21 protein-coding genes are annotated in these 22363 nt (G+C 63.6%); 13 read left to right on the plus strand and 8 right to left on the minus strand.

Going from position 1 to position 22363, the window contains the following annotated elements:
- Positions 1-31 precede the first annotated feature (31 nt).
- The 6 genes from PTE31013_RS00320 to PTE31013_RS00345 all read right to left on the minus strand — a co-directional run bounded on the left by PTE31013_RS00320 (position 32) and on the right by PTE31013_RS00345 (position 6260).
- On the minus strand, positions 32-1417 hold the full coding sequence (locus PTE31013_RS00320; protein WP_150610856.1) for an aspartate aminotransferase family protein: 1386 nt from the start codon (positions 1415-1417) through the stop codon (positions 32-34).
- An 80-nt stretch (positions 1418-1497) separates the two neighbouring features.
- Positions 1498-2973: an NAD-dependent succinate-semialdehyde dehydrogenase gene (locus PTE31013_RS00325; RefSeq protein WP_150610857.1), complete on the minus strand. Its 1476-nt coding sequence runs from the start codon at positions 2971-2973 to the stop codon at positions 1498-1500.
- 155 nt (positions 2974-3128) lie between these two features.
- Entirely contained in the window at positions 3129-3608 is a 480-nt protein-coding gene (locus PTE31013_RS00330; RefSeq protein WP_150610858.1) for an Lrp/AsnC family transcriptional regulator, read from the minus strand.
- 56 nt (positions 3609-3664) lie between these two features.
- The gene (gene doeB, locus PTE31013_RS00335; protein ID WP_150610859.1) at positions 3665-4708 is read right to left on the minus strand and encodes a N(2)-acetyl-L-2,4-diaminobutanoate deacetylase DoeB; all 1044 of its coding nucleotides are present in this window, start codon (positions 4706-4708) and stop codon (positions 3665-3667) included.
- Positions 4709-4710: 2 nt separating this feature from the next.
- A complete protein-coding gene (locus PTE31013_RS00340) occupies positions 4711-5655 on the minus strand; it encodes a 2-hydroxyacid dehydrogenase (protein WP_150610860.1) in 945 nt (314 codons plus the stop codon).
- An 11-nt stretch (positions 5656-5666) separates the two neighbouring features.
- Positions 5667-6260 carry an amino acid synthesis family protein gene (locus PTE31013_RS00345; protein ID WP_150610861.1) on the minus strand — a complete coding sequence of 198 codons (594 nt, stop codon included), beginning with the start codon at positions 6258-6260 and terminating at the stop codon, positions 5667-5669.
- A 224-nt stretch (positions 6261-6484) separates the two neighbouring features.
- Between PTE31013_RS00345 and PTE31013_RS00350 the strand changes: the two genes are divergently transcribed.
- The 11 genes from PTE31013_RS00350 to PTE31013_RS00400 all read left to right on the plus strand — a co-directional run bounded on the left by PTE31013_RS00350 (position 6485) and on the right by PTE31013_RS00400 (position 18287).
- On the plus strand, positions 6485-8368 hold the full coding sequence (locus tag PTE31013_RS00350; RefSeq protein WP_150610862.1) for a helix-turn-helix domain-containing protein: 1884 nt from the start codon (positions 6485-6487) through the stop codon (positions 8366-8368).
- A gap of 119 nt (positions 8369-8487) precedes the next feature.
- A complete protein-coding gene (locus PTE31013_RS00355) occupies positions 8488-9540 on the plus strand; it encodes a flavin reductase family protein (protein WP_150610863.1) in 1053 nt (350 codons plus the stop codon).
- 15 nt (positions 9541-9555) lie between these two features.
- Positions 9556-11067: an aldehyde dehydrogenase gene (locus tag PTE31013_RS00360; RefSeq protein WP_150610864.1), complete on the plus strand. Its 1512-nt coding sequence runs from the start codon at positions 9556-9558 to the stop codon at positions 11065-11067.
- Between the two features lie 36 nt (positions 11068-11103).
- Complete coding sequence (locus PTE31013_RS00365; protein WP_150610865.1) at positions 11104-12246, plus strand: LLM class flavin-dependent oxidoreductase; 1143 nt, start codon at positions 11104-11106, stop codon at positions 12244-12246.
- 17 nt (positions 12247-12263) lie between these two features.
- Positions 12264-13157: an alpha/beta fold hydrolase gene (locus tag PTE31013_RS00370; RefSeq protein ID WP_150610866.1), complete on the plus strand. Its 894-nt coding sequence runs from the start codon at positions 12264-12266 to the stop codon at positions 13155-13157.
- Positions 13154-13531: an NIPSNAP family protein gene (locus tag PTE31013_RS00375; protein WP_150577227.1), complete on the plus strand. Its 378-nt coding sequence runs from the start codon at positions 13154-13156 to the stop codon at positions 13529-13531. The genes PTE31013_RS00370 and PTE31013_RS00375 overlap by 4 nt, the downstream gene beginning before the upstream one ends.
- Positions 13524-14570 (plus strand): quaternary amine ABC transporter ATP-binding protein, encoded by a 1047-nt coding sequence (locus PTE31013_RS00380; protein ID WP_150610867.1) that lies wholly within the window; start codon positions 13524-13526, stop codon positions 14568-14570. Before PTE31013_RS00375 ends, PTE31013_RS00380 begins: the two co-directional genes overlap by 8 nt.
- Positions 14563-15519 (plus strand): ABC transporter permease, encoded by a 957-nt coding sequence (locus tag PTE31013_RS00385; protein WP_150610868.1) that lies wholly within the window; start codon positions 14563-14565, stop codon positions 15517-15519. Before PTE31013_RS00380 ends, PTE31013_RS00385 begins: the two co-directional genes overlap by 8 nt.
- A gap of 171 nt (positions 15520-15690) precedes the next feature.
- Positions 15691-16713: a glycine betaine/L-proline ABC transporter substrate-binding protein ProX gene (gene proX / locus PTE31013_RS00390; protein WP_150610869.1), complete on the plus strand. Its 1023-nt coding sequence runs from the start codon at positions 15691-15693 to the stop codon at positions 16711-16713.
- Between the two features lie 32 nt (positions 16714-16745).
- Positions 16746-17120 (plus strand): carboxymuconolactone decarboxylase family protein, encoded by a 375-nt coding sequence (locus PTE31013_RS00395; RefSeq protein ID WP_150610870.1) that lies wholly within the window; start codon positions 16746-16748, stop codon positions 17118-17120.
- Positions 17121-17678: 558 nt separating this feature from the next.
- A complete protein-coding gene (locus tag PTE31013_RS00400; RefSeq protein ID WP_150610871.1) occupies positions 17679-18287 on the plus strand; it encodes a class I SAM-dependent methyltransferase in 609 nt (202 codons plus the stop codon).
- A 188-nt stretch (positions 18288-18475) separates the two neighbouring features.
- On the opposite strand, the gene PTE31013_RS00405 is transcribed toward PTE31013_RS00400, so the two are convergent.
- Entirely contained in the window at positions 18476-19105 is a 630-nt protein-coding gene (locus PTE31013_RS00405) for a glutathione S-transferase family protein (RefSeq protein WP_150610872.1), read from the minus strand.
- A gap of 246 nt (positions 19106-19351) precedes the next feature.
- Between PTE31013_RS00405 and PTE31013_RS00410 the strand changes: the two genes are divergently transcribed.
- A complete protein-coding gene (locus tag PTE31013_RS00410) occupies positions 19352-20467 on the plus strand; it encodes an alkene reductase (RefSeq protein WP_150610873.1) in 1116 nt (371 codons plus the stop codon).
- Positions 20468-20662: 195 nt separating this feature from the next.
- Positions 20663-21583 (plus strand): LysR family transcriptional regulator, encoded by a 921-nt coding sequence (locus PTE31013_RS00415; protein WP_150610874.1) that lies wholly within the window; start codon positions 20663-20665, stop codon positions 21581-21583.
- On the opposite strand, the gene PTE31013_RS00420 is transcribed toward PTE31013_RS00415, so the two are convergent.
- Positions 21572-22288: an SDR family oxidoreductase gene (locus PTE31013_RS00420; RefSeq protein ID WP_150610875.1), complete on the minus strand. Its 717-nt coding sequence runs from the start codon at positions 22286-22288 to the stop codon at positions 21572-21574. The two genes, PTE31013_RS00415 and PTE31013_RS00420, sit on opposite strands and share 12 nt — an antisense overlap.
- Between the last annotated feature and the right edge of the window lie 75 nt (positions 22289-22363).

Here is a 22363-nt window from a genome sequence, read left to right on the forward strand (position 1 = left end):
GGCAATCATCCACACGACCCGCCGATTGTGCTCAGCGCAGCACCTGCTCTGCCACATCGTCGACCGCAGCGCGCGCGATACTCACCATCTCGTCGACGTCCGCCCGCGTGGCGATCAGCGGCGGCGCGAAGCCCAGGATGTCGCCGTGCGGCATGGCACGCGCGATCATGCCGCGTGCGAGCGCGGCGGCCGAGATGCGTGGGCCGATCTTCATGGCAGCATCGAACGGCTGACGCGCTGCACCATCGGCCATGAATTCGACGGCGGCAAGCATGCCGACGTTGCGCACTTCCCCGACGAGCGGATGCGCGTCGAACGCGGCGTGCAGCTTCTCACCGAAGTATCGGCCGACGTCGGCGGCGTTTTGCGTAAGGTTCTCGCGCGTCAGAATATCGAGATTGGCGAGTGCGGCGGCAGCGCAGATCGGATGACCCGAGTAGGTCCAGCCGTGTCCCATCGGGCCGTGTTCGCGGGCACCGCGCTCGATCACGTCCCAGACGCGTTCACCGACGATCACGCCCGAGAGCGGGGCGTAGGCGCTGGTGAGACCCTTGGCAATAGTGATGAGATCGGGCGTCATGCCGTAGTGTTGCGAGCCCATCGGCGAGCCGAGACGGCCGAAGCCGCAAACCACTTCGTCGGCAATGAGCAGAATATCGTGACGGCGCAGCACGGCCTGGATGGCGTCCCAATATCCGGCAGGCGGCGTGATGATGCCGCCGGTGCCCATCACCGGCTCGCCGATGAAGGCCGCAATCGTGTCGGCCCCTTCGCGGGCGATGAGTTTTTCGAGTTCCTCGACGCAATGCGCAACGAATGCCTGCTCGCTCATTCCCTGAGGCGCCTTGCGGTACCAATGAGGGCACACGGTGTGATGCACGCGCTCGACCGGCAGATCGAAATGCTGATGGAAACTCGGCAAACCCGTCAGGCTGCCGGTCACGATGCCGGAGCCGTGATAGCCGCGCTCGCGCGAGATGATCTTCTTCTTTTGCGGTCGGCCCAGCACGTTGTTGTAGTACCAGACGATCTTGATCTGCGTCTCGTTGGCGTCTGACCCGGAGAGCCCGTAATACACCTTCTTCATGCCCGCGGGCGACCAGTCGATGATGCGTTTGGACAGCTCGATGATGGCGTCGGTAGAATGCGCGACGTACGTGTGATAGTAGGCGAGCGAGGTGGCCTGCTTGTGGATGGCGTCGGCCACTTCGGTGCGGCCGTAGCCGATGTTCACGCAGTAAAGGCCGGCGAAGGCGTCCAGATAGCGGCGGCCCTCGTGATCTTCAATGTGCATGCCTTGTGCGGTGCGGATGATCTTGCCCGGCAGCGTGCCGCTCGCATGATCGGCCGCGTGGGTGGACGGGTGCATGAAGTGCGCGCGATCCTGCGCAAACAATTGGTCGGTCGAAGCGGCCATGGGACGTCATCCTTGATGTCGATGAAGTGAAGCAATGAGGTGGATGGGGCGTGAATGCGTCGAGGGCAGCGAACTTGGCGTCACGCGTGATGCACGGGGATGCCGAGATTCCCGAGGCAGAAGTACTTGGTCTCGGTGAACGGCTCGAAGCCGTCGGCGCCGCCCTCGCGCCCGAGCCCGGACGCCTTCATCCCGCCGAACGGCACCGGCGCGCCGGTGAATTTCACGCCGTTCACGCTGACCATGGCGAAGTCGAGCCGCCGGATCAGCGTGAAGATCTCGTCGATGCGACGCCCGCACACATAGGCGGCGAGGCCGTACTCGGTGTTGTTGGCCTTCGCGATGACATCGTCGAGTGAGTCGAACGCGCATACGGCCGAAATCGGGCCGAAGTTCTCTTCGTCGTAAATGCGCATACCGGGGGCGGCATCGGCCACCACGGTGGGGCTGTAGAACCAGCCACCCAGCACATGGGGTTCGCCGCCAACGGTGATCTGCGCGCCCTTGCGCCGAGCGTCTTCCACACGCTTGGCGGTCGCGTCCAATGCCGCCTGATGCATGAGCGGACCCACGTCGACGTTTTCCGCGAAGGCGGGGCCGACGCGCAAGTTTGCCACGGCCTGCGTGTAGCGATCCACGAACGCACCGTAACGCGCGCGAGCGACGAAGATGCGGTTGGCGGCGCAGCAATCCTGTCCGGACGTTTGAAACTTTGCGGCGACGGCGATACGCACGGCCTCGTCGAGATCCACGTCGTCGAGCACGATGAACGGGGCATTGCCGCCGAGTTCGAGCGCGAGCTTCTTCACGCCACTGGCAGCGGCAGCCTGTGCGACCAACTGACCGACGCGCGTCGAGCCGGTAAAGCTCACGGCGCGCACGCGGGCGTCGCCCACGAGGGTTCGCATGGCCATATCGGGCTCGCCCAGCACCACATTGAACAGGCCCGGCGGCAGCCCGGCTTCATCGGCCAATTGCGCGAGCGCCAGCGCGCTGAATGGCGTTTCATGCGCGGGCTTCACGACGACGGCGCAACCGGCGGCCAATGCCGCTGCCGCCTTGCGCGTAATCATCGCGAAGGGGAAATTCCAGGGCGTGATGAGTGCGGCGACGCCGACCGGTTCGCGGACGGTGCCCAGTTGGGCGCCGTCGACATGCGAGGTGATGGTGCGGCCATCGAGGCGGCAGGCTTCGTGGGCGTACCACGCGATGAAGGACGCGCCATAACCGATTTCGCCGCGCGCCTCGCGCAATGGCTTGCCCTGCTCGCGCGAGAGAAGGATGGCAAGGTCGCCGGCATGTTGTTCGATCAGCGCATGCCAGCGGAGCAGGGCGGCGCAGCGTTGTGCGGCAGGTGTCCAGCGCCACGTGGCGAAGGCCTGCTGGGCCGCATCGACGGCAACGCGAATCTGGTCGCGCGTGAGCATCGGCACGTGACCGAGCGTGGTTTGATCGGCAGGATCGACAACGGCGATGGACGCGGCGTCCTCGCTATGCGTCCAACGGCCGTCGATGTAGCACAGCGATTTGAACAGCACCGGGTGGTCTAGCAGCATCGGCAATCTCTTGGCATGGCATTCGTTCGTCATGCAGAGATTGTCGGGGGTGCGCGGCCGATGTTTTTTCTGATCGGTGGGTGCGGACTGCGGCTTTTTTCTGAGTTGACGGCATCACGTAGAAAAATTTTTGCGCACCCGGTGGCGCAAGCGGATCAGTCCGGATCGACCCAGCCGGGAACGGCGTTGCCGTCGTCCTTGACGACCTTCGTGACGATGTACGTGAAGTAGCGCTCGATGCCGAAGTCGGCCATCAGCAGATCGTCGATGAAGCGCTGGTAATGGTCGATGTCGCGCGCGAGTACGTGCACGATGTAGTCGACGCCGCCGCCCGTTGCATGACATTGCACGACTTCGGGGGCTTCGCGAAGGTGTGCTTCGAAGCGATTCATGTCGTGCGCGGTGTGTCGCGCGAGCGTGATTTCCACGATGATGCGGCTAACCCGCACCACGCCGCTCCAGTCGACGTCGGCGCGATAGCCGCGAATGACGCCTGCCGCTTCGAGTCGTTGCACGCGCTCCCACGTGGGCGATACCGACAAGTGAATCAGTTCGGCCAGACGTGACTTGGTAATGCGACCCTCACGGGCCAGCACCTGAAGAATTGCGATGTCAAAGCGGTCGAGTTTCACCATAGGCGCAGCGCTGGAAGGGACGGATGGTCAGGCAAACCTTCGGGTCCTGCGACGCGTCAGACCTGCACGTCGGCCAGAACACAAAGCATGTCGCCCATGCCGACGCGACCCGGGAAATGTCGGCCGATCAGCATACCATCGCGCGCCGCGCGGTACTCGACCGGGGCGGTGCCTGTGCGTGTCACGTCGTGAACGTGTGCGACGACATCGCCTCGCCGCACCATCGCACCGAGATCGTGACGCATCTCCAGCAAGCCGCCATGCTCACACGTCACATTGCAGTCGTCGTCCGGCATCGATAGCTGGACGATCGGCGTGTTGGGGGCTAGGACAGCGCCGTCTCGCCGTGCGACATCGGCAGCCACGATACCCGCCTGCACGAGCACGCCGTACACGCCGCGACGCGCAATCGCAACACTTTGCGCGCTGGCCGTCCCACCGCCGCCGAGTTCTGTCGTCACGAACACTTTGCCCTGTGCTTCGGCGGCCGTGTCATAGAGCCCGTGCGGATCGGGGTCGCGCATGCGCAGGGAGTATGGGGCGCCGAATGCCTGCATTGCGGCGTCGGCGCGTGCCTGTTGTGCCACATCGGCCAATTCGTGGATCGCCGCGAACGGCAGGAAATCGAGCGTGCGGCCGCCAGAATGAATATCGACCACGATGTCCGCCAACGGTAGCAGGCAGCGCGAAAAATAATCGGCGATGCGTTCGGTGACGGTGCCGTCGGCGCGCCCCGGGAACGCACGATTGAGATTGCCGCCGTCGAGCGGCGACGTGCGCTTTCCCGCAAGCACGGCGGGCGCATTCATGAACGGCACGACGATGACGGTCCCGTTCACGTCAGGCGCCTTTAATGCATTTGCCAGTCGTGACAAGGCAATCGGACCTTCGTATTCGTCGCCATGATTCCCGCCGGTGAATAGCGCGACCGGGCCGTCGCCGCGACGGATCACGGTGATCGGAATCATGACTGTGCCCCAGGCACTGGCATCGGTCGAGTGAGGCACCTTCAGGAAGCCATGCTGAACGCCGTCCCGATGGAAGTCGACGGTGGGATAAACGCGCGGCGGCTGCGTGTGCGCATCGTGATTGCGGTGCACGCTCAGTACCCCCGCGCCAGATCGACGTTGCCGGGAATGCGACCCGTCGCGCGGAAATTCCGGAGATTGGCGGCAATGACGGCCGCCGCAGTTTCGTGATCGGTCGGGGCGGAGATGTGCGGCAACACGGTGACCGACGGGTGGTCCCATAGCGTCGACGTCACTGGCAGCGGCTCTGCGTCGAAGACATCGAGCACGGCATGCGAGAGATGCCCCCGGTCGAGCGCCGCGATCAGGGCGTCGGTCACAACGACAGGACCTCGCGAGAAGTTGATGAGCGCGGCACCCGGCTTCATCAGATTCAGACGCCGGACGTCGAGCATGCCACGCGTCTGGGCCGTCAGCGGGATCAGGCTCACGACGATGTCGCTCGCGGCGAGCATCGCCTCTAGTCCGGCGTCCCCAGCAAGGGTTTCGATGCCGTCGAGCGCCTTGGGCGAGCGGCTCCAGCCGCGAACGCTAAACCCGGCATCGCGCAGCCTAGCGGCAGAAGCCTGACCGAGTTCACCGAGCCCAAGTAAGCCGACGCCCGTTTGTGAGGGCTTGCGATACGCTTGCTGCCGCCATTCGTGCCGTGCCTGCTGCTTCGCGTAACGCGGCATGTCGCGTTGCAGGTAGTAGGTCCAGGCAAGCACGGCCTCGGCCATCGTGCGAGACATTTCCGGATCGATTAACCGCATGATCGGCGGGCTGCCCACCGGTAGCGTGCTGACGAGCGATTCGACACCGGCCCAGAGACTCTGGATCCACAGAAGGCCGGGGAGATCGGCGACGTCGGCCGGGTCCGGATTCGCGACGATGGCAACCGACACCTGTTCGCGCTGGACGGTCGAAAGCTCGGCGAGCGGCGCGACGATGTCGCCCGGCAGTGCCGCACGCAAGGCGTCCAGATAGGGACGCTGATAGTCGGCGGACATCCGGCTCAGGAAGGCAATGACGGGCGGCATCGTGCGCTCGCTCAGGCGGTGGCGGCTGCGTCGTTCGCCATCTCTTCCATGTCCTGGAAGCGGTCGGCGATGCGCGGGTGTACACGACCGCCGTCTGCCGCACCGATGGCCAGCAGAATTTCGTCGGCGGCCGGTGCGTCCGTCATCTGGAACGTGGCGGTGATGAAGTGCGAGCGTTTGCCGGTTTCCGACTTGTGGATCATCGGCACCGACACCAGCGCGCCGGGGCCGACGCGCGTGTTGGTGAAGGGCAGGAATGCCGTGCCGCTCACCGCGCTGCGGAACAGATTGCCGAAGCGCAGCGTGTGGATGATGGCGGAGGCGTGTTCGATCTCGCCGTTGGTGCCGACGACGGCGGCCTTGCCGTAGGCCTGGACAAGATCGCCGGGCATCACGTCGACGAGACGTTGCGTCATGAGTGCGCCAAGCTCGGGCGCCAGACGAAGGATCTCGGGACGCAGGTTCTCCACGAAGCCGTGACCTGCCCACGGATTGCGAATCACGGCGGCGACGACGACGGTCGTGACGGGTGCGGCGGCCGCCTTGCCGCCTTCACGGTAGGTCGTCTCGACAAAGGTGGCGATCTTGCGCAGCTCTTGTTTCACGGGTGTCTCCTGTTGTGCGGTGCAAAAACCCGCCACGAGTGCGGCGTGGCGGTGCCGGGGGAGGTGCGCTGACGGATCGGGGCGCGTGCGGCAAACATCGAAGGCTTGCCGATGAGACCCATGCTATTGCGCGGCGGGGGTGGGGTCTTCCCCCGGATCGTCGGAAGATCTTTTTTTTCTTCCGACGCTTTGGTGTAGATTTTCCGCAGGCAAGGAGACAGACAATGCCGGAACAACACCAACGGCTCATGGCGTTGCGCCACGTCGCCAGTCAGATCAGCAGCGACGAAGACATCGAGGCACTGTTTCGCGATCTCGTGCGTTGCGCGGTGCAACAAGGCGGTTGGGATCTCGGCTCGGTCATGAGCATCGATCTCGCGCATGGCCACGGACTCGTGATTACGCGCTACGAGACGAGCATGCTGCCGCAGCACGTCGAAGACCGCTGGGAGCTTGCGACCAGTCCGTCGCTCATCGCGTTGCAGACGAACGAGCCGGTCTACATTCGCGACGCGCTCGAGAGCACGCAATTCCCCGGCTATCGGCGTGAGGCGCACGAGCGCGGCTATCGCACGGTGCTCGTGCTGCCAATGGCGTCGCGCGATACGGAAGGGCGCCCGATGGTGCTGACCGTTGCCTCGCGCAAGGTGCGCGACGTCGGCGACGACGATCTGGCGTTCATGTCGACGGTCGTGCATCTGGGGGCGATCGCTGTCGAACGGGCGCACCGTCAGCGCGCGCAGGTCATGGCGCACGAGCGGTTGCAATGCACGCTCGAAGCGCAACGCACGCTCCTTGGCGACGTGCTCGCCGGCGGGTCGCTGGAGCAGTTGACGTCGTCGCTGGGGGAGTTGCTCGGTCGGCCCGTACTCGTGATCGATTTCCTTGCGAATCAATGGCACGCCTCGGCCTCGCCGGTACCGTCGCAAATGGACGATGCCGCCTGGGCACGATGGCTTGCCGGCGCGCAGGGACGAGAACTCGGCGGCGCCGTGCGCGATGCACTCCAGCGCTACCGACAGTCGCGTCTCGACGTGCCGCTCGGGCGGCAGTCAGGCCAACCCACCGTCAGCGCGGCCATCGAGCCCCTGAGCGTCGACGACGATCTCGTCGGCGCACTGCTCACCTTCGGCGACGAAGCACCGGGCGACCTTCAGCAATTGCTGTTGGAAAGCGCGCGCTTTGCATTGAGCGTCCAATTGATGCGCAGCGTCGTGCGGTTCCGCTTCGAGACGCGCACGCTGACCGAATTGTTCTTCGAAATCGTCGAGCGCCGCTGGCGCGACGAGGACGATGCGCTGGGTCGCGCACGCCGTCTCGGCGTGGCGCTGGATGCACCGCTGCGCATGATGGTCGTCGACTATCCCGATCAATTCGGGCAAGCCGAGGTGGGGCGGGCAGCAGGTCATTTGTCGCTGGAAAGCCATAGCACGGTGGAATTGCTGGCGCGTCAGTTGAATGTGTTCCTGCATGTCGTGACGGTGGGGGGCGGGCTGGTGTGTCTGGTGCCGCAGGACAGCGCGTCGGACGATGCGGCGCTCACGCGTTTCGCCCGACGCATGAGCGAGGCATTGGCGCGCTCGCTGGGGCGTGAGCCCATCGTGGTGATGAGCGACGTGTGCGACGGGCTTGAGCCGTTGGCGCGCGAGTGGGAGCGCTGCTGGCGCATGATTCGCGTGGCGCGCAAGTTTGGCCGCAGCGGGCCGCTCGATATGCCGGGGCTGGGACCGTTGCCCATGCTCATGGGCGCGGCGGATTCGTCCGACGTTCACGGCTTCGTCGATGGCACCATCGGCAAGCTGGTGGAGCACGACAAGCAGTCCGGATCCCCTTATCTGGAGACGCTGGCCGCCTATGTGCGCTCCGGCTGCCGCAGTCAGCCTTGCGCCGACGCGATGGGGCTTCACGTGACGACACTGCGTTATCGGCTCACACGTATTCAGGAACTCTTCGACATCGACGTCGAAACACCGGAGCGGCGATTCGCGGTGGAGCTTGCGATTCACTTGCATACGCTCACACGGGGGGCGTCACCGATGGCATCCGTGGCATCGAAGGACTCGGCGTCTGCCCCGCGCGCTGGCGCTCGCGCGGCACGGCATCCATGAAAACCCTGCCGCGCAATCGAGAGTAAATGATTTCACTTCTCCTGCGAATCGACGGAAGCTGACAGAAAAGTCCTCGCATATCGTTGACCTCAACGTAATGACGTTTCGAGGTGAACGACATGCAAGCTGTCGCCAAACAGTGCCAGACGGCAGACGCCGCCGGCGCTACCGCTCCGGCCAACCCGGGCGCTCAGTCCGCACAATCCGCGAGCGCGATTTCCGCGATCGATCCGGTCGCGCTGCGCCGCGCACTTGGCACGTTCGTGACCGGTGTCACCATCGTCACGACGCGCGACGACGAGGGTCGCCCGCGTGGCATGACGGCGAACTCCTTCACGTCCGTCTCGCTCGATCCGCCGTTGTTGCTGGTGTGTGTCGGCAAAGGGGCGGCGAGCTATCCGGTGTTTCAGGGCACTGAGCACTTTGCGGTCAATCTGCTGCATGACAGGCAGACCGACGTGTCGAACCTGTTCGCATCGAAGTCGGCGGAAAAGTTTGCCGCCGTGGGGCACGATGTGGTTCACACCGGCGCCCCCGTGCTCACCGACTGCCTGACGTGGTTCGACTGCACCGTGCATGACCGCGTCGACGCGGGCGATCACGCGATCCTGATCGGCCGGATTCAGGCGTTCGGCACGAGCCCGGCCGCACCGCTCGGCTTCTGCCGTGGTCGCTATGCCCACGTGAAGGACCCGCTGCCGCCGGGATGGCTTTCGTCACACGACATGATCGTCGGCTATCTGATCGATGCCGACGGCAGCTTGCTCCTCGCGCAGGACGGCAAGGGCGGCTGGGTGCTGCCCAGCGCACCACGGCGCCTGACCAACGGGCGTCTGCCGCTGGCCGGCGGGGGCGAACTGGCGCTGGTGCCGCACGACACCTTCCTCTACTCGGTGTTCGACACCGCCGAGAACGATCCCGGCTACCTGATGTACCGGGCACGTCTCGCGCAGCCGCTCTCGCAGGCCGAGTTGCCGCCGCAGTTTCGTTTCTTCCCGTTCGACCAATTGCCCTTCGACGACATCGCTTCGCGCGAGATTCGCTCCATGGTGCGCCGGTACGTGCGCGAGACCGCAGGCGGCCACTTCGGCATCTACATGGATTCACACGACGGCGGGCGCATCGCGATGGTGAGCGACGCGCAGCCGTGGACCCAACTCTCCCAAGTCTGACCCTGGAGTCTATCGATGCATACGACGATTCAAACGCTGGAGGGCTCTCGCCAGCAGTTGTTTATTGACGGGCAGTTCACCGCGCCGCATAGCGCCGAGTACGTGCCGAGCTATGACCCGACGACCGGCCGCCAATGGTACGAATTCGCGCAGGCCGACGCCGTCGATGTGGACCGCGCCGTGCGCTCCGCGCGGGCCGCGCTCGTCAATCCCGCATGGCGTCGCATGACGCAGACCGAGCGCGGCAAGCTGGTGCGCAAGCTCGGCGAACTGGTGCTGGCTAACGCCGATGCGCTCGCCGCCATCGAATGCCGCGACAACGGCAAGCTGCTCAAGGAAATGCGTGCACAGATGCGCGCAATTCCCGACTCGTATCTGTATTTCGCGGGCATGGCCGACAAGCTGCAAGGCGACACCATTCCCGTCAACAAGCTCGACACGTTGAATTTCAACACGCGTGAGCCGATCGGCGTGGTGGGCATGATCATCCCGTGGAATTCGCCGCTGATGATGCTGACCGGCACGCTCGCCCCTTGTCTGGCGATCGGCAACACCATCGTGGTCAAGCCCTCCGAACACGCGACGGCGTCCACGCTCGCGCTCGCGGAACTGGTGATCGAAGCCGGGATTCCGCCTGGTGTGGTGAATGTAGTGACGGGCGATGGTGTGACCACGGGCGATGCGCTGACGCGTCATCCGGGCATCGCCAAATACGTCTTCACAGGCAGCACGGTGACGGGCCGCAAGATCGCGGGCAATGCCGCACAAAACCTCGTGCCGTGCCAGATGGAGCTGGGGGGCAAGTCGCCGCACGTGGTGTTCGGGGACGTGGATATCGAGCGCGCCGTCAACGGCGTGGTGTCCGGCGTGTTCGCCGCGGCGGGCCAGACGTGTGTGGCCGGCTCGCGCTGCTTCGTCGAGGCGTCGGTGTACGACCGTTTCGTCGAGGCGCTGGTCGAGCGCACGCGCCGTGTGCGGGTGGGGCATCCGACGCATGAAAACACGGACATCGGCCCGCTGGCGTTGGCGTCGCAACTCGACAAGGTGGAGACATACGTCGCATCCGGCGTGCAGGAAGGCGCGCGCGTGGCGGCGGGCGGTCAGCGTCCGGCACGTGACGACCTCGCGGGCGGCTGGTACTACGAGCCGACCGTCATGACGCAGGCGCGCAACGAAATGCGCTTCATGCAGGAAGAGATCTTCGGCCCGGTCGTCGGTGTGATGCCGTTCTCCGACGAGGCCGAACTGATCGAGCTCGCCAACGCCACGGAATATGGCCTGGCGGCGGGTATCTGGACCCGCGACATCGACCGTGCGCTGCGCTTCGCGCGCGACGTGGAAGCAGGCACCGTCTGGATCAACACCTATCGCTCGGCCGCCTATATGTCGGCCAACGGCGGCACCAAACACAGCGGCTATGGACGTCGCGGCGGCTTCGAAGTGATGCGCGAGTTCTCGCGCCTGAAGAACGTCGTGATCGATTACTCCGGGGCGATGCAAGACCCGTTCGTGATCCGTCTGCGCTGATCTCACTACACGCCACACTCACTGGAGACACACCCCATGAAATTCTCCGTTTCGCTCAGCATGGAGCGCTTCTCGCCGCAGGACACGATGAGCGACGCCGTGCGCAACATGCTGCACCTTGCGCGCATCGCCGACGAAGGCGGCTTCGAGACGCTGTGGACCGCCGAGCACCACACCATCGAATGCACCATCTCGCCGAATCCGTTCATCACGCTGACGTGGCTGTCGCAGCATACCGAGCAGATTCGTCTGGGCACGGCCACCATCGTCGCGCCGTACTGGTCGCCGATCCGCCTCGCGGGCGAAGCGGCGATGTGCGATCACCTGACCGGCGGGCGCCTCGAATTCGGTATCGCCCGTGGGGCCTATCAGTACGAGTTCGATCGCATGGCCGGCGGCATTCCGCAGCAAGAGGGCGTGGCGTATATGAAGGAGCTGGTACCTGCGGTGAAGAAGCTGTGGGAGGGCGATTACGCGCACGAGGGGCACTACTGGAAATTCCCGCTGGCGACGTCGGTGCCGAAGCCGCTGCAACAGCCGCATCCGCCGATCTGGGTCGCGACACGTGACCCGGGCAGCTTCGACTGGGCCGTGGGGGTGGGCGCGAACATTCTGTCGACGCCGCTCGCCGCCCCTGTCTCCGAAGTCGCCGTGCTGGGCGAGAAGTTCCGCAAGGCGGTGGCCGATCATCCGGAGCGCCCGCGTCCGCGCTTCATGATGCTGCGCCGCACCTGTGTGTACGACCGTCCGCAGGACTGGGAAGTCGCGGTGCGTCACAGCGTGGACTTCGGACGCACGTTCGAGAACCTGATGCAGAACATCGGCTCGGTGACCAACGGATTCCCGGAGGCGGTGCCGTATGAGGCCGTTGTCGGACGTGCCAACTACGATCCGGCGTCGATCCGCGAAAACCTGATGTTCGGCACGCCCGACGAGATCGTGCGCAAGCTCGAAGTCTACGAAGCGCAGGGCGTCGACCAGTTCTGTCTTGGCCTGTCGTTCAACCTGCCGTTCGAGCTGCAAGTGAAGACGCTGCGCCTGTTCATCGATGAGGTGATGCCGCACTTTGCGGCGCGCGAAGCTCGCCGCGCCAAAGAGGCGCAGGAAGCGCAGGCCTCGCAGGCAGCGCATTCGCACGCCGCCGAGCGCCCGGCGGCGTTGGCCTCGGCAGGCCGCTGACCATGGGCGCGCGTGCTATGACTCAACCTCCCGAGCGTCCTGAACGTTCCGAATCGTCTGAAGCTACCGACGCCCCGCGTGAGCAGACATTGCAAGTGGGCGACGTCACGCTCGCCTACCGTCTGCTCGGGCGTGGCTCTCGTGCGCTCGTTTGCATTCACGGCGTGGGCTCGTATCAGGAAGCGTGGGACGACGTGGCTGCCGCACTGGCCGACGATTTCCGCATCCTGACCTTCGACCTGCGCGGCCACGGCCGGTCGTCGCGGGTGAAGGGGCGCTACGAGATCGACGACTTCTTGACGGACGCGCTGGCGCTGGCCGATCACGTGGGCTTCACCACGTTCGATCTGGCGGGCTTCTCGCTGGGTGGGTTGATTGCCCAGCGGCTTGCGCTGTCGCATCCGTCACGGCTGCGCCGTCTGGCGTTGCTCGCGACGGTGTCGGGGCGCACCCGCGAGGAGCGTGAGCGTGTGCTGGCACGTCTTGCCGCACTGCAAAGCGGGGAGCGCGGCGCGCATTACGACGCATCGCTCTCACGCTGGCTGACCGAGGACTTTCAGGTGAAGCACCCGGCGCGGATCGCCTACTTGCGAGAGCGCAACGCCCAGAACGACCCGGATTGCTACGCGTCGGCGTATCGCGTGCTGGCGGAGACGGATTTCGGCGGGTTCATCGATCAGATTCGCATACCGACGCTCATCGTCACCGGCGAAGACGATCAGGGGTCGAACCCGCGCATGGCCCAATTCATGCATGAGTGCATCGTCGGCTCGCAGTTGGCCATCCTGCCCGGCATGCGGCACTCGATTTTGGTCGAGGCGTCGGGGCAGGTGGCGGATCTGATGCGGGATTTCCTTGCCGGTGACAGCGAGAACGCGGGCGCCAGCGAAGGAGCCGGGAGCGGAGCATGATTGTCGAAGAGCGCATTTACCGCATCCGGAACGGCTGCATGAGTCAGTACCTGAATCTCGTGCGTACTGAGGGGCTGGCCATCCAGCAGCCCATTCTGGGGCATCTCGTCGGGTACTTCACGACCGATATCGGGCCGTTGAGTCAGGTGACGCATCTCTGGGCGTATCCCAGTCTGGACGAGCGGGCACGCCGCCGCGCGTCGCTCGCGCAGGACAAGCGCTGGCAGGCGTTCATTCCGCGTCTGTCCGAATTGATTGAACAGGCAGAGAACCGCATTCTGATACCGACCGATTTTTCCCCGCTCACGGCGTTCACGCCGCAGGCACCCCAGGCAACTGATGTAAAGGAATCATGGGAGACAAGCCGTGACTGACCGACTGAGAATCGAAAACCTGTACAAGGTCTTCGCCGACAAGCCGGCGCGTGCGCTGGCCATGTTGCGCGACGGCAAACGCAAGTCCGACGTGCTCGAAACGCTGGGCCAGGTCGTTGGCCTGGACGACGTGTCGCTGACCGTGCCGTCCGGCGCCATCTACATGGTCATGGGGCTGTCGGGCTCGGGGAAATCGACGCTTGCGCGCTGCATCAACCGGCTTAACGAGCCGTCCGATGGCCGGATTCTGCTCGACGGTGAAGACATCTGCGCACTCGACGAACGCGGACTGCGCGAGGTGCGCCGCAGTCGCATCTCGATGGTGTTCCAGCACTTCGCGCTGCTGCCGAATCGTCGTGTGATCGAAAACGTCGAGTTTGGCCTCAAGCTGCGCGGCATGCCGGCGGCCGAGCGTCGCCGCCGGGCCGAGGAAGTGCTGAGCGTGGTGGGGCTGGCGCGTTGGGCATATCACATGCCGCACGAACTGAGCGGCGGCATGCGTCAGCGGGTGGGCCTCGCCCGCGCACTCGCGACCGAAGCCGACGTGCTGATCATGGACGAGGCATTCAGCGCGCTTGATCCGCTGATCCGCACCGAGATGCAGGACGAGTTGCTGCGACTCCAACACGCGCTCAACAAGACCATTCTTTTCATCACCCACGACTTTCAGGAAGCGCTCAAGCTCGGCACGCGCATCGCGATCATGGCCGACGGCCGCCTCGTACGCGAAGGCACACCGCAGCAGATCGTGCTGGAGCCGGGGAGCGACTACGTGGCGGCATTCACACGCGACGTCGACCGTGCGCGGCTGTTCGACGCCCGCTCGGTCATGAAGCCGCTCGATGCCGCGCGCGACCCCAATCAGCGAATCGTTTGCGTGCCATCGGACATGCGTCTGGTGGACGTCGCCGCACGCGTGCGGTTTGACGAGCCGGTAGGCGTTACCGACGACGATGGCAAGTTGATCGGCGTTCTGGATGTAAATCAGCTACTTGCCCGGATTGGCACCGCTGCGGGCGCAGGAGACCACCATGCTTAATGCCGATCGACTCGCGGTATTCCCTATCGATCAATGGATTCAGGAAGGGGTGCAGTGGATGGCGATGCACATGCGTCCGCTGTTCCTGCTGATCAAATGGCCTGTCGAGCAGTTGCTGACCTTCAACGACAGTGTGATCCACGCCGCACCGTTTCCGGTGCTGGTCGTGATCGCCTTCCTGATTTGCTGGCGATTGGCCAGCCTGAGCGTGGCGGTGTTCAGCGCGGTGGTGTTCGTGGCGATCGCCGTGCTCGGCGTCTGGAACGAGGCGATGACGACGCTCTCGCTCATCATGACAGCGATTTTTTTCTGTGCGCTCATCGGCATTCCGATCGGCATCTGGAGCGCGCGTAGCGAACGCGTTTGGTTGGTGGTGCGGCCGGTGCTCGACATCATGCAGACGACACCGACGTTCGTGTATCTCGTGCCGGTGGTGATGCTCTTCGGCGTGGGCAATGTGCCGGGTGAAGTCGCTGTGGTTACCGCTGCGATGCCGCCGCTTATCCGTTTCACGCATCTGGGGATTCGCATGGTCGAGCACGAGATCGTGGAGGCGGGGCTCGCATTCGGTGCGGACAAGCGTCAGCTGCTGTGGGAAGTGCAATTTCCCCTGGCGATTCCGACCATTCTCGGCGGTCTGAACCAGACTGTGCTGACCGCGATGGTGATGTCGGTCGTGGTGGCGATGATCGGCGCGGAAGGCCTCGGGCTGGTGGTGCTGCAGGGATTGGGGCGTCTCGATGTGGGACGTGCGGCCGTTGGCGGCATCGCCATCGTGCTCCTCGCCATGATGCTCGATCGCTTCACGCAGAAGCTCGCGAGAACCCGGCCACGCGACCAACAGACATTCCGTGCCGTCATCTGGCGCTTGTTTCGCGGGGAGCCGAAGCGGCAAGGCGGCGCCGGTGTGGGGCCGACGACGCAGGCAGACGCGCGCGAAGCCCTCTGAGCACGAGCACTGACCCTTTGAACCGCTGAAACCCGGTTTCGCAACGAATGGAAGGCTGGCCCTGACGACGGGGTGTTGACGTCAGGGACCGGCACCCGTGCCCGCATGCGCACGTCAGGCGGGCCGATAACTCGACGATCCGACGGATCGAACACGTCTTGGAGAGCAGCAATGAAAGGATTGGTAAAGGCATTTGCCTCGTTCACGCTTTCGCTTGTCGCGGCGGGCGCGTTGCACGCGCAGACGCTTCCGGGCACGGGAAAGACGATTCGCTACGCGCAGAGCGATAGCTTCGGCGGGAATTACGTCGTCGCCCAGATCGTCTCGAAGGCATTCAAGGGGCTGGGCTACGACGTCAAGCTCAGCACGATGAACACCACGCTGTTCTTCCAGGCGGTAGCACAGGGCGATATCGATATCGCGACCGACGTGAACTTCCCGCAGCGCGAACCGGGCTTTCGCGCCGTGGCGGCGCAGGCCATGGTGGTTGGCTCCGGCCTGATTTCGGGCGATGGCATCAACGGCTATCTCATCGACAAGAAGACGGCGCTGCAATATCACATCACCAGTCTTGAGCAGATGAAGGACCCTAAGATCGCCGGACTCTTCGGCAGGGACGGCAAGGCCGAGTTGATCAGTTGCGACCCGGGCTGGAGCTGTGGCGATGTCGTCGATTATCAGATCGACAAGTTCGGCCTGAAGCCGACGGTCAAGGCGGTGCGCGGCAAGTATGAAGCGCTGATGGTCGAGGCGGTGACGAAGATCAAACAGGGCAAGCCGGCATTCTTCTATGCGTGGAGCCCGTCGTGGGTGACGAACGCGCTCGTGCCGGGCGTGGATGTCGTGTGGCTGCCGACGCCGGCGGACGCGCTGCCGCCGAACGTCCCGAACAAGGGCTCGGCGCTCGTGAACAACGTAGAAGGGTGTGCGGGCGGCGCGAATCCGTGCCGCATGGCGATGGCGTCGTGGAACTGGGGCTCGGTCGCAAACAAGCAGTTCATTGCCGCGAACCCGGCCGTGAAGGCGCTCATCGAGCAGATTCGTTTCCCAGGCAAGACGTGGTCGCAGTGGGAGGCCACCATCAGCAAGGAAGGCGGCTCGCCGGCGCTGATAGCGAAACTCTCCGACGAGTGGATCGCCGCCAACAAGGCGCAGATGGATCAGTGGGTGGCGACCGCGGCCAAGGCGAAGTAATTGCCGCAAGGGAAAAAGAGGGAGGGCGTTCAATGAATCCGGAATTGTTCGAGAAGGGGCTAAAGACACGCCGCGAGGTGCTGGGCAGCGAGTATGTGGACAAGTCGATTGCGTCGGCCGATGCTTTCAACCGCCCGATGCAGGAACTGGTGACGGAGTACTGCTGGGGCGAGATCTGGAATCGCCCGGGTATCGACCGGCGCACCCGGAGCTTGCTGAATCTGGGCATGCTCGCGGTCATGAACCGTCCGCACGAACTGAAGCTGCATGTGCGCGGCGCGCTGACCAACGGCGTGACGAAGGAGGAAATCACGGAGGTGTTCCTACAAGCCGCGATCTACGCCGGTGTGCCTGCGGCGATCGACAGCTTCCGTGTCGCACGTGAAGTGTTCGACTCTCAGACGTGAGCATGAGTGGCGACCGGCGATGGCGTCCGAGGATGTCGTCGCCGGTGCGGGAGGTGTTTGGGGTGTTTCGCCTCAGGACCTTATCGTGGCATACCCCAACACCATGAACTGGCGAGCGTGGCTACCCGAACGCTACTACTTCTGCGCCGAAGTAGGCCAGTCGCGCCAACTCCGTCGGGTTCAACAAGAAATGTGTGGCGGTACTCGGCGTAAGTCTTTGATTTTTCGTGTGCGGCGTCTTATCAACTCTGGCGCCCTACGCCAGAGTAAGTGCGATTGGCGCCACAGTTTTGCTGCCGTGCAACAAAGTTGATGCGACTGACCTACAGCCGCGCCAAAATGGTAGCGCTGTAGCGAGGTGGAAACGAGAAAAGTCATTGATATTCAAGGCCTTTTTCTTGTTCGGCGATTCTCTGATGGACGGTGTTTTTGGGGACGCGAACTGACCGACGCTCATCTCAAGTATCACCGAGGGCCGCTCCACAGCCAGAATCAGTCATTCGACACTTCAGCCTGAATCGTCGACAATCGGCCGATCTGACGATCCTATTTTCATCGATGTCGATTGTTCCGGGAACCGAAGGTTACGCGGAGTATGCCGAGGCATTGGCTAACGATTGGCGCAAGATTTCGTTCCGAGACCACCACCAGCCAGTTCTACACCTGATACCGACAACACCTTCACGCATCCTCGACGTGGGAGCCGGCATGGGCCGCGACGCTGCCGCATTGGCAGCGATGGGGCACTCGGTGGTAGCGGTTGAGCCCGTCGACGAACTGCGGGCTGCTGCGATCAACTTCTATCCGGCTTCAAGCGTAGTGTGGCTCGACGACAGCCTTCCGGAACTCTGCCTCGTCCGGGAAAGCGCGAACACTTTCAACGTTGTCATGGTTACTGCGGTATGGATGCACCTCGACGAAGTCGAGCGTCGCCGAGGGATGAACACCATCTCTGCTTTGTTAGACGAAGGTGGCGTGGTCATTATGTCGTTGCGCCATGGGCCGTTTCCGAGGGGGCGGCGCATGTTTGACGTCTCCGCGGCAGACACGATCAGGCTTGCCGAAGGTCATCATCTGCATCCTCTGCTCAACGTTTGCAGTGGCTCCGCCCAGCAAGCAAACAGGAACATGGGAGTCACCTGGACGCGACTTGCTTTCCGGAAGTGAGGATCGGCGCGGCTCGAATCGCGCGCGGCGACTACCGGCCGTGACGCGACATTCGCATCCCTGTTGCGAGCCCAGACCGAATGTCCCCTTCAGTCTGGATAGCGGTCCGCTGAAAGAGGCAATTCTCCAGATTACTCGCAAACACATCTGTGTATCTGCGGCCACGAATCGAAGGGACCGCAATCGGGCTACGTGATTGCATTGGCCAGGTGTTCGACTTTTTCAATGGCCCGTCTTACCGGCGCACGCTCGAGTATCGCTTCGTACCAGCGTCGCACATGCGGCGTGTCGTCCAGCGTCAGGTCTGGGAAGGCGCGCCGCCATATCCATCCGAAGTGCGCGATATCCGCGATGGAATACTCATCGCCCGCGACAAACGACTGCCCGGCAAGGATAGCGTCGAGCAGTTTCAGTTGGCGGGTCGCCTCTGCGGAAAAGCGCTCGATGGCGTGCGGCATCACCTCGGGTGCAAATTTAAGGAAATAACCCGCCTGCCCGAAGGCCGGGCTCAGCCCCGAAGCATGTACAAAGAGTTGCTCAAACGTGCGAGCCCGGCGCACGGGGTCTTGCGAGAGAAGCTTGCCGTGCTTTTCGGCCAGATAAACAAGGATTGCCGCAGACTCAGTCAGCGTGAAATCGCGGTCGTCAGTGGTCAGTACAGGCACCTTCCCGTTGGCATTCAATGCGAGAAATCCATCGCTCTTCTGCTCGCCCTTCCGAACGTTGACTGGGTGCAGTGTGTAGTCGATTCCGAGTTCTTCAAGCGCGATCGGAACCTTAACGGAATTGGGGGTAGCGAATGCATAAACGTGGTACATGGCGCGTAATCCTTTAAGAGGGTATCGGCTTGACGTGAGACGAACTTTGCGCGGCATTCGACATCCGGTGAAGTCCGGCCGGAGTGATAACCGCTATTCCCGCAAGGAATGACCAATGACTCTCGACGACGCGTCCCTTCGACTATTCCGCCCAGGAATGACAGCTATCGCCCGGCGCTGTCTTCTGCGGATTTGCGCTTGCCCTGAAGATCCCGAGGTCTTCTCCTCTTTCTCAGGTAACGTGCAATGAACACTCTCTTTACCCAGACCCAGGTCGGCCCTTATGCGATCAACCACCGCGTCGTCATGGCGCCGCTCACACGGATGCGAACCGATGCAAACAACGTCCCCGGCGATCTGATGGTTGATTACTATGCGCAACGCGCCTCGTCGGGCGGCTTGCTGATTTCCGACGCGACGTCGGTGTCTCCGCTCGGCTTCGCCTATGTGGGCGCACCGGGCATCTACACCGAAGCGCACGCGCACGGCTGGCGGCGTGTCACCGAGGCCGTCCACGCAAAAAGTGGACGTATCTTTTTGCAGTTGTGGCATGCGGGACGACAGGCGCACCCGGCCAACATCGGTGGAGAAGTGCCGGTCGCGCCTTCCGCCGCGCGTGCCTATGAACACTCGGCAATCCACGATGAAAATGGCGAGGTTATCGAGGTCGAACAGGTACTTCCGCGCGCCCTCACGCTCGAAGAAATTCCCGGCGTGATCGAAGAATTCCGTCGCGCGGCGGCGCTTGCGAAACAGGCCGGCTTCGATGGTGTCGAACTGCACGCTGCCAATGGTTATCTGCCCGACCAGTTTCTGCAGGACGGCACGAATTACCGTACGGATGTATACGGCGGCTCGCTGGAGAACCGCGCGCGCTTCCTGTTCGCGGTGCTCGATGCCATCGGTTCGGTTTGGGATGCCGGTCACATCGCGGTGCGTCTTTCGCCGGGAAGTTCGTACGGCACGATGTCCGATAGCAATCCGCATGCCACGTTCGGCTATGTTGCGCGTCGTCTGGATGCCTATGGGCTCGCGTATCTGCATGTAGTCGAGCCGCGAGTGCGCGGTAACGATGACGTCGCCGCGGCGGCCTCGGCGGTCTCGGCTAGAGACTTGCGTCGCGTCTTCAAAGGCACACTCATCGCGGCGGGTGGCTTTACTGCGGATAGCGCGCATCGCATCATTGAAGCAGGTGACGCCGATCTCGTCGCGTTCGGGCGCCTGTTTATCTCCAATCCGGATCTGCCCGAGCGACTGCGCGTCGGGGCGCCATTGAACCATTACGACCGCTCGACGTTCTATGGCGGCGATGCGCGCGGTTACACCGATTATTCCTTCCATAGTGCAGCGCCGGTTATCTAAGGCGGGAGCGAGCATCGTAACCGGCCCCGCCGCAGGATCGCCTGCCGCGGGGCCGAGTTATTCCTGCGGATTGCGTTGACAGAGACCGATCGGCAACGGCAATTTCATCGACCGGGCTCTGGCGCGATAGACTTCCGACTGAAAGCATCTCAGCCACTATACGGACTTCACGATCCTTCAAGGAAAAGCACCAGCATGGACCGGATGGCAGCAATGGAAACGTATGTCAGTGTCGTGGAGGCGGGTTCATTCTCGGCGGCCGCAAAACGGCTTAAGCTCGGGCAGCCGGCCGTCTCGAAGTCGATCGCGCAGCTCGAAGAGCGGCTCGGCGTGCGACTCCTGCTGCGCTCGACACGCGGCCTGACACCCACCGACGCGGGTCAGCGGTTCTACGAGCACGCGCGGCGCGCAATCGAAGAAGTGGATCTTGCTGAACAGGTGGTGCGCGACGCGTCTACCGGACTGTCGGGCGTGCTACGCATCAGCGCCGCAGTGACCTTTGCACGCCTGCACATCCTGCCGGCGCTCAAGACCTTTATGAACCGCCACCCGAATCTGCAGATTGACATCGTGCTGGACGACCATACCATTGACCTGCTCGAGAAAGGCGTGGACGTTGCATTGCGCATGGGCTCGCTCGACGATTCGGCCATGACCGCGCGTCGCATTGGGCGGAGCCGGAGGCTGGTCGTCGGCACACCCGGCTACTTCGCCGAAGCAGGTGTGCCGAAATCGCCCGCGGATTTGAGCCAGCACCAGGCCGTGGTTTATTCGTTGCGCGGTGGGGGCGAATCCTGGGCGTTCAGCCAGCACGGCAAGGAAGTAGCAGTGGTCGTGTCAGGTCGCGTCAGTGTCAGCGCCGCCGAGGGCATCCGCACGACGGTGCTCGGCGGCATAGGCCTCGCGATCGCATCGGAATGGATGTTTTCTCCGGAACTTGCCGATGGTACGGTCAAGGCGGTGCTGACCGACTGGGAATTGCCCCCGATCGACCTTTGGGCGGTATTCCCTGCGGGACGCCTGGTGAGTGCGAAGGCGCGCGCCTTCGTCGCCTTCGTGGAGGAGGTACTGGGCGTCGCGTCTGCCGGCAATGCCGGCACGCCCTCAGAACCCTAGCTTGCCGATCGACGCGCCGCCGTCGACGTACAGCGTCTGACCGGTCATGAAGGCGGCTACGTCGGAAAGCAGAAACGCGATCGTCCCGGCAATTTCATCGGGCTTGCCGAAGCGGCCCATGGGCACTGCGGACAGATAGCGCTGCTCGCCCTCGCTTCCCGGTGGGTTGTTCGCGCGGAACAGCTCGGTCTCGGTCGGACCGGGCGCGACGGCATTCACTGTAATGCCCGTGCCGGCTAGTTCCAGCGCCCAGGAACGTGCAAAACTCACCAGCGCCGCCTTCGCCGCTGCATAGGCAGTGCGCTGCGTCATGCCGAGAATCGTCAGGCTGGAAATGTTCACGACCCGTCCCCAGCCCCGGGCCCGCATACCGGGAAGCAACGCCTGAACGGTCTGGACCGCCGGATGGAGGTTCAGCGCGAGGACGTCGTCGAGATCGTCGAGCGCGACTTCACCCAGACGTTGTGGCCTGACCAGCGCAACATTGTTCACCACGCCGTCAAACGAATGCCGGCGCACCAGCTCCTGGAGCACGGCGTTGGTTGCATCACGGTCGGCGAGATCGACACGGACCAATTCACCCGGAAAATCGCTTGCTTCACGCGCGAGGCCAACGACACGGTGGCCGTCGCCAATCAGGCGCTCTGTCAGCGCGAGACCGATACCTTTGGTCGCGCCGGTAACGAGAAAAGTACGCTGTGTCATCAAATGTCCTTTAAGAACAGGAAGGAATCGAAAGGCCGCGGCGGGTTCTCCGGCGCGGCGTAGTGACCGTTTAGC

Origin of the sequence: Pandoraea terrigena, from assembly GCF_902459705.1 — a bacterium.
GTDB lineage: Bacteria > Pseudomonadota > Gammaproteobacteria > Burkholderiales > Burkholderiaceae > Pandoraea > Pandoraea terrigena.

What these genes read in the sequence shown, in the direction of transcription:
- PTE31013_RS00415 (WP_150610874.1), top strand. Translation starts at nt 20,663, where the DNA reads ATGGACCGGATGGCAGCAATGGAAACGTATGTCAGTGTCGTGGAGGCG.
- PTE31013_RS00420 (WP_150610875.1), bottom strand. Translation starts at nt 22,288, where the DNA reads ATGACACAGCGTACTTTTCTCGTTACCGGCGCGACCAAAGGTATCGGT.
- PTE31013_RS00400 (WP_150610871.1), top strand. Translation starts at nt 17,679, where the DNA reads ATGTCGATTGTTCCGGGAACCGAAGGTTACGCGGAGTATGCCGAGGCA.
- PTE31013_RS00330 (WP_150610858.1), bottom strand. Translation starts at nt 3,608, where the DNA reads ATGGTGAAACTCGACCGCTTTGACATCGCAATTCTTCAGGTGCTGGCC.
- PTE31013_RS00405 (WP_150610872.1), bottom strand. Translation starts at nt 19,105, where the DNA reads ATGTACCACGTTTATGCATTCGCTACCCCCAATTCCGTTAAGGTTCCG.
- proX (WP_150610869.1), top strand. Translation starts at nt 15,691, where the DNA reads ATGAAAGGATTGGTAAAGGCATTTGCCTCGTTCACGCTTTCGCTTGTC.
- PTE31013_RS00395 (WP_150610870.1), top strand. Translation starts at nt 16,746, where the DNA reads ATGAATCCGGAATTGTTCGAGAAGGGGCTAAAGACACGCCGCGAGGTG.
- PTE31013_RS00350 (WP_150610862.1), top strand. Translation starts at nt 6,485, where the DNA reads ATGCCGGAACAACACCAACGGCTCATGGCGTTGCGCCACGTCGCCAGT.
- PTE31013_RS00340 (WP_150610860.1), bottom strand. Translation starts at nt 5,655, where the DNA reads ATGCCGCCCGTCATTGCCTTCCTGAGCCGGATGTCCGCCGACTATCAG.
- PTE31013_RS00355 (WP_150610863.1), top strand. Translation starts at nt 8,488, where the DNA reads ATGCAAGCTGTCGCCAAACAGTGCCAGACGGCAGACGCCGCCGGCGCT.
- PTE31013_RS00410 (WP_150610873.1), top strand. Translation starts at nt 19,352, where the DNA reads ATGAACACTCTCTTTACCCAGACCCAGGTCGGCCCTTATGCGATCAAC.
- PTE31013_RS00360 (WP_150610864.1), top strand. Translation starts at nt 9,556, where the DNA reads ATGCATACGACGATTCAAACGCTGGAGGGCTCTCGCCAGCAGTTGTTT.
- PTE31013_RS00320 (WP_150610856.1), bottom strand. Translation starts at nt 1,417, where the DNA reads ATGGCCGCTTCGACCGACCAATTGTTTGCGCAGGATCGCGCGCACTTC.
- PTE31013_RS00370 (WP_150610866.1), top strand. Translation starts at nt 12,264, where the DNA reads ATGACTCAACCTCCCGAGCGTCCTGAACGTTCCGAATCGTCTGAAGCT.
- PTE31013_RS00365 (WP_150610865.1), top strand. Translation starts at nt 11,104, where the DNA reads ATGAAATTCTCCGTTTCGCTCAGCATGGAGCGCTTCTCGCCGCAGGAC.
- PTE31013_RS00325 (WP_150610857.1), bottom strand. Translation starts at nt 2,973, where the DNA reads ATGCTGCTAGACCACCCGGTGCTGTTCAAATCGCTGTGCTACATCGAC.
- PTE31013_RS00385 (WP_150610868.1), top strand. Translation starts at nt 14,563, where the DNA reads ATGCTTAATGCCGATCGACTCGCGGTATTCCCTATCGATCAATGGATT.
- PTE31013_RS00375 (WP_150577227.1), top strand. Translation starts at nt 13,154, where the DNA reads ATGATTGTCGAAGAGCGCATTTACCGCATCCGGAACGGCTGCATGAGT.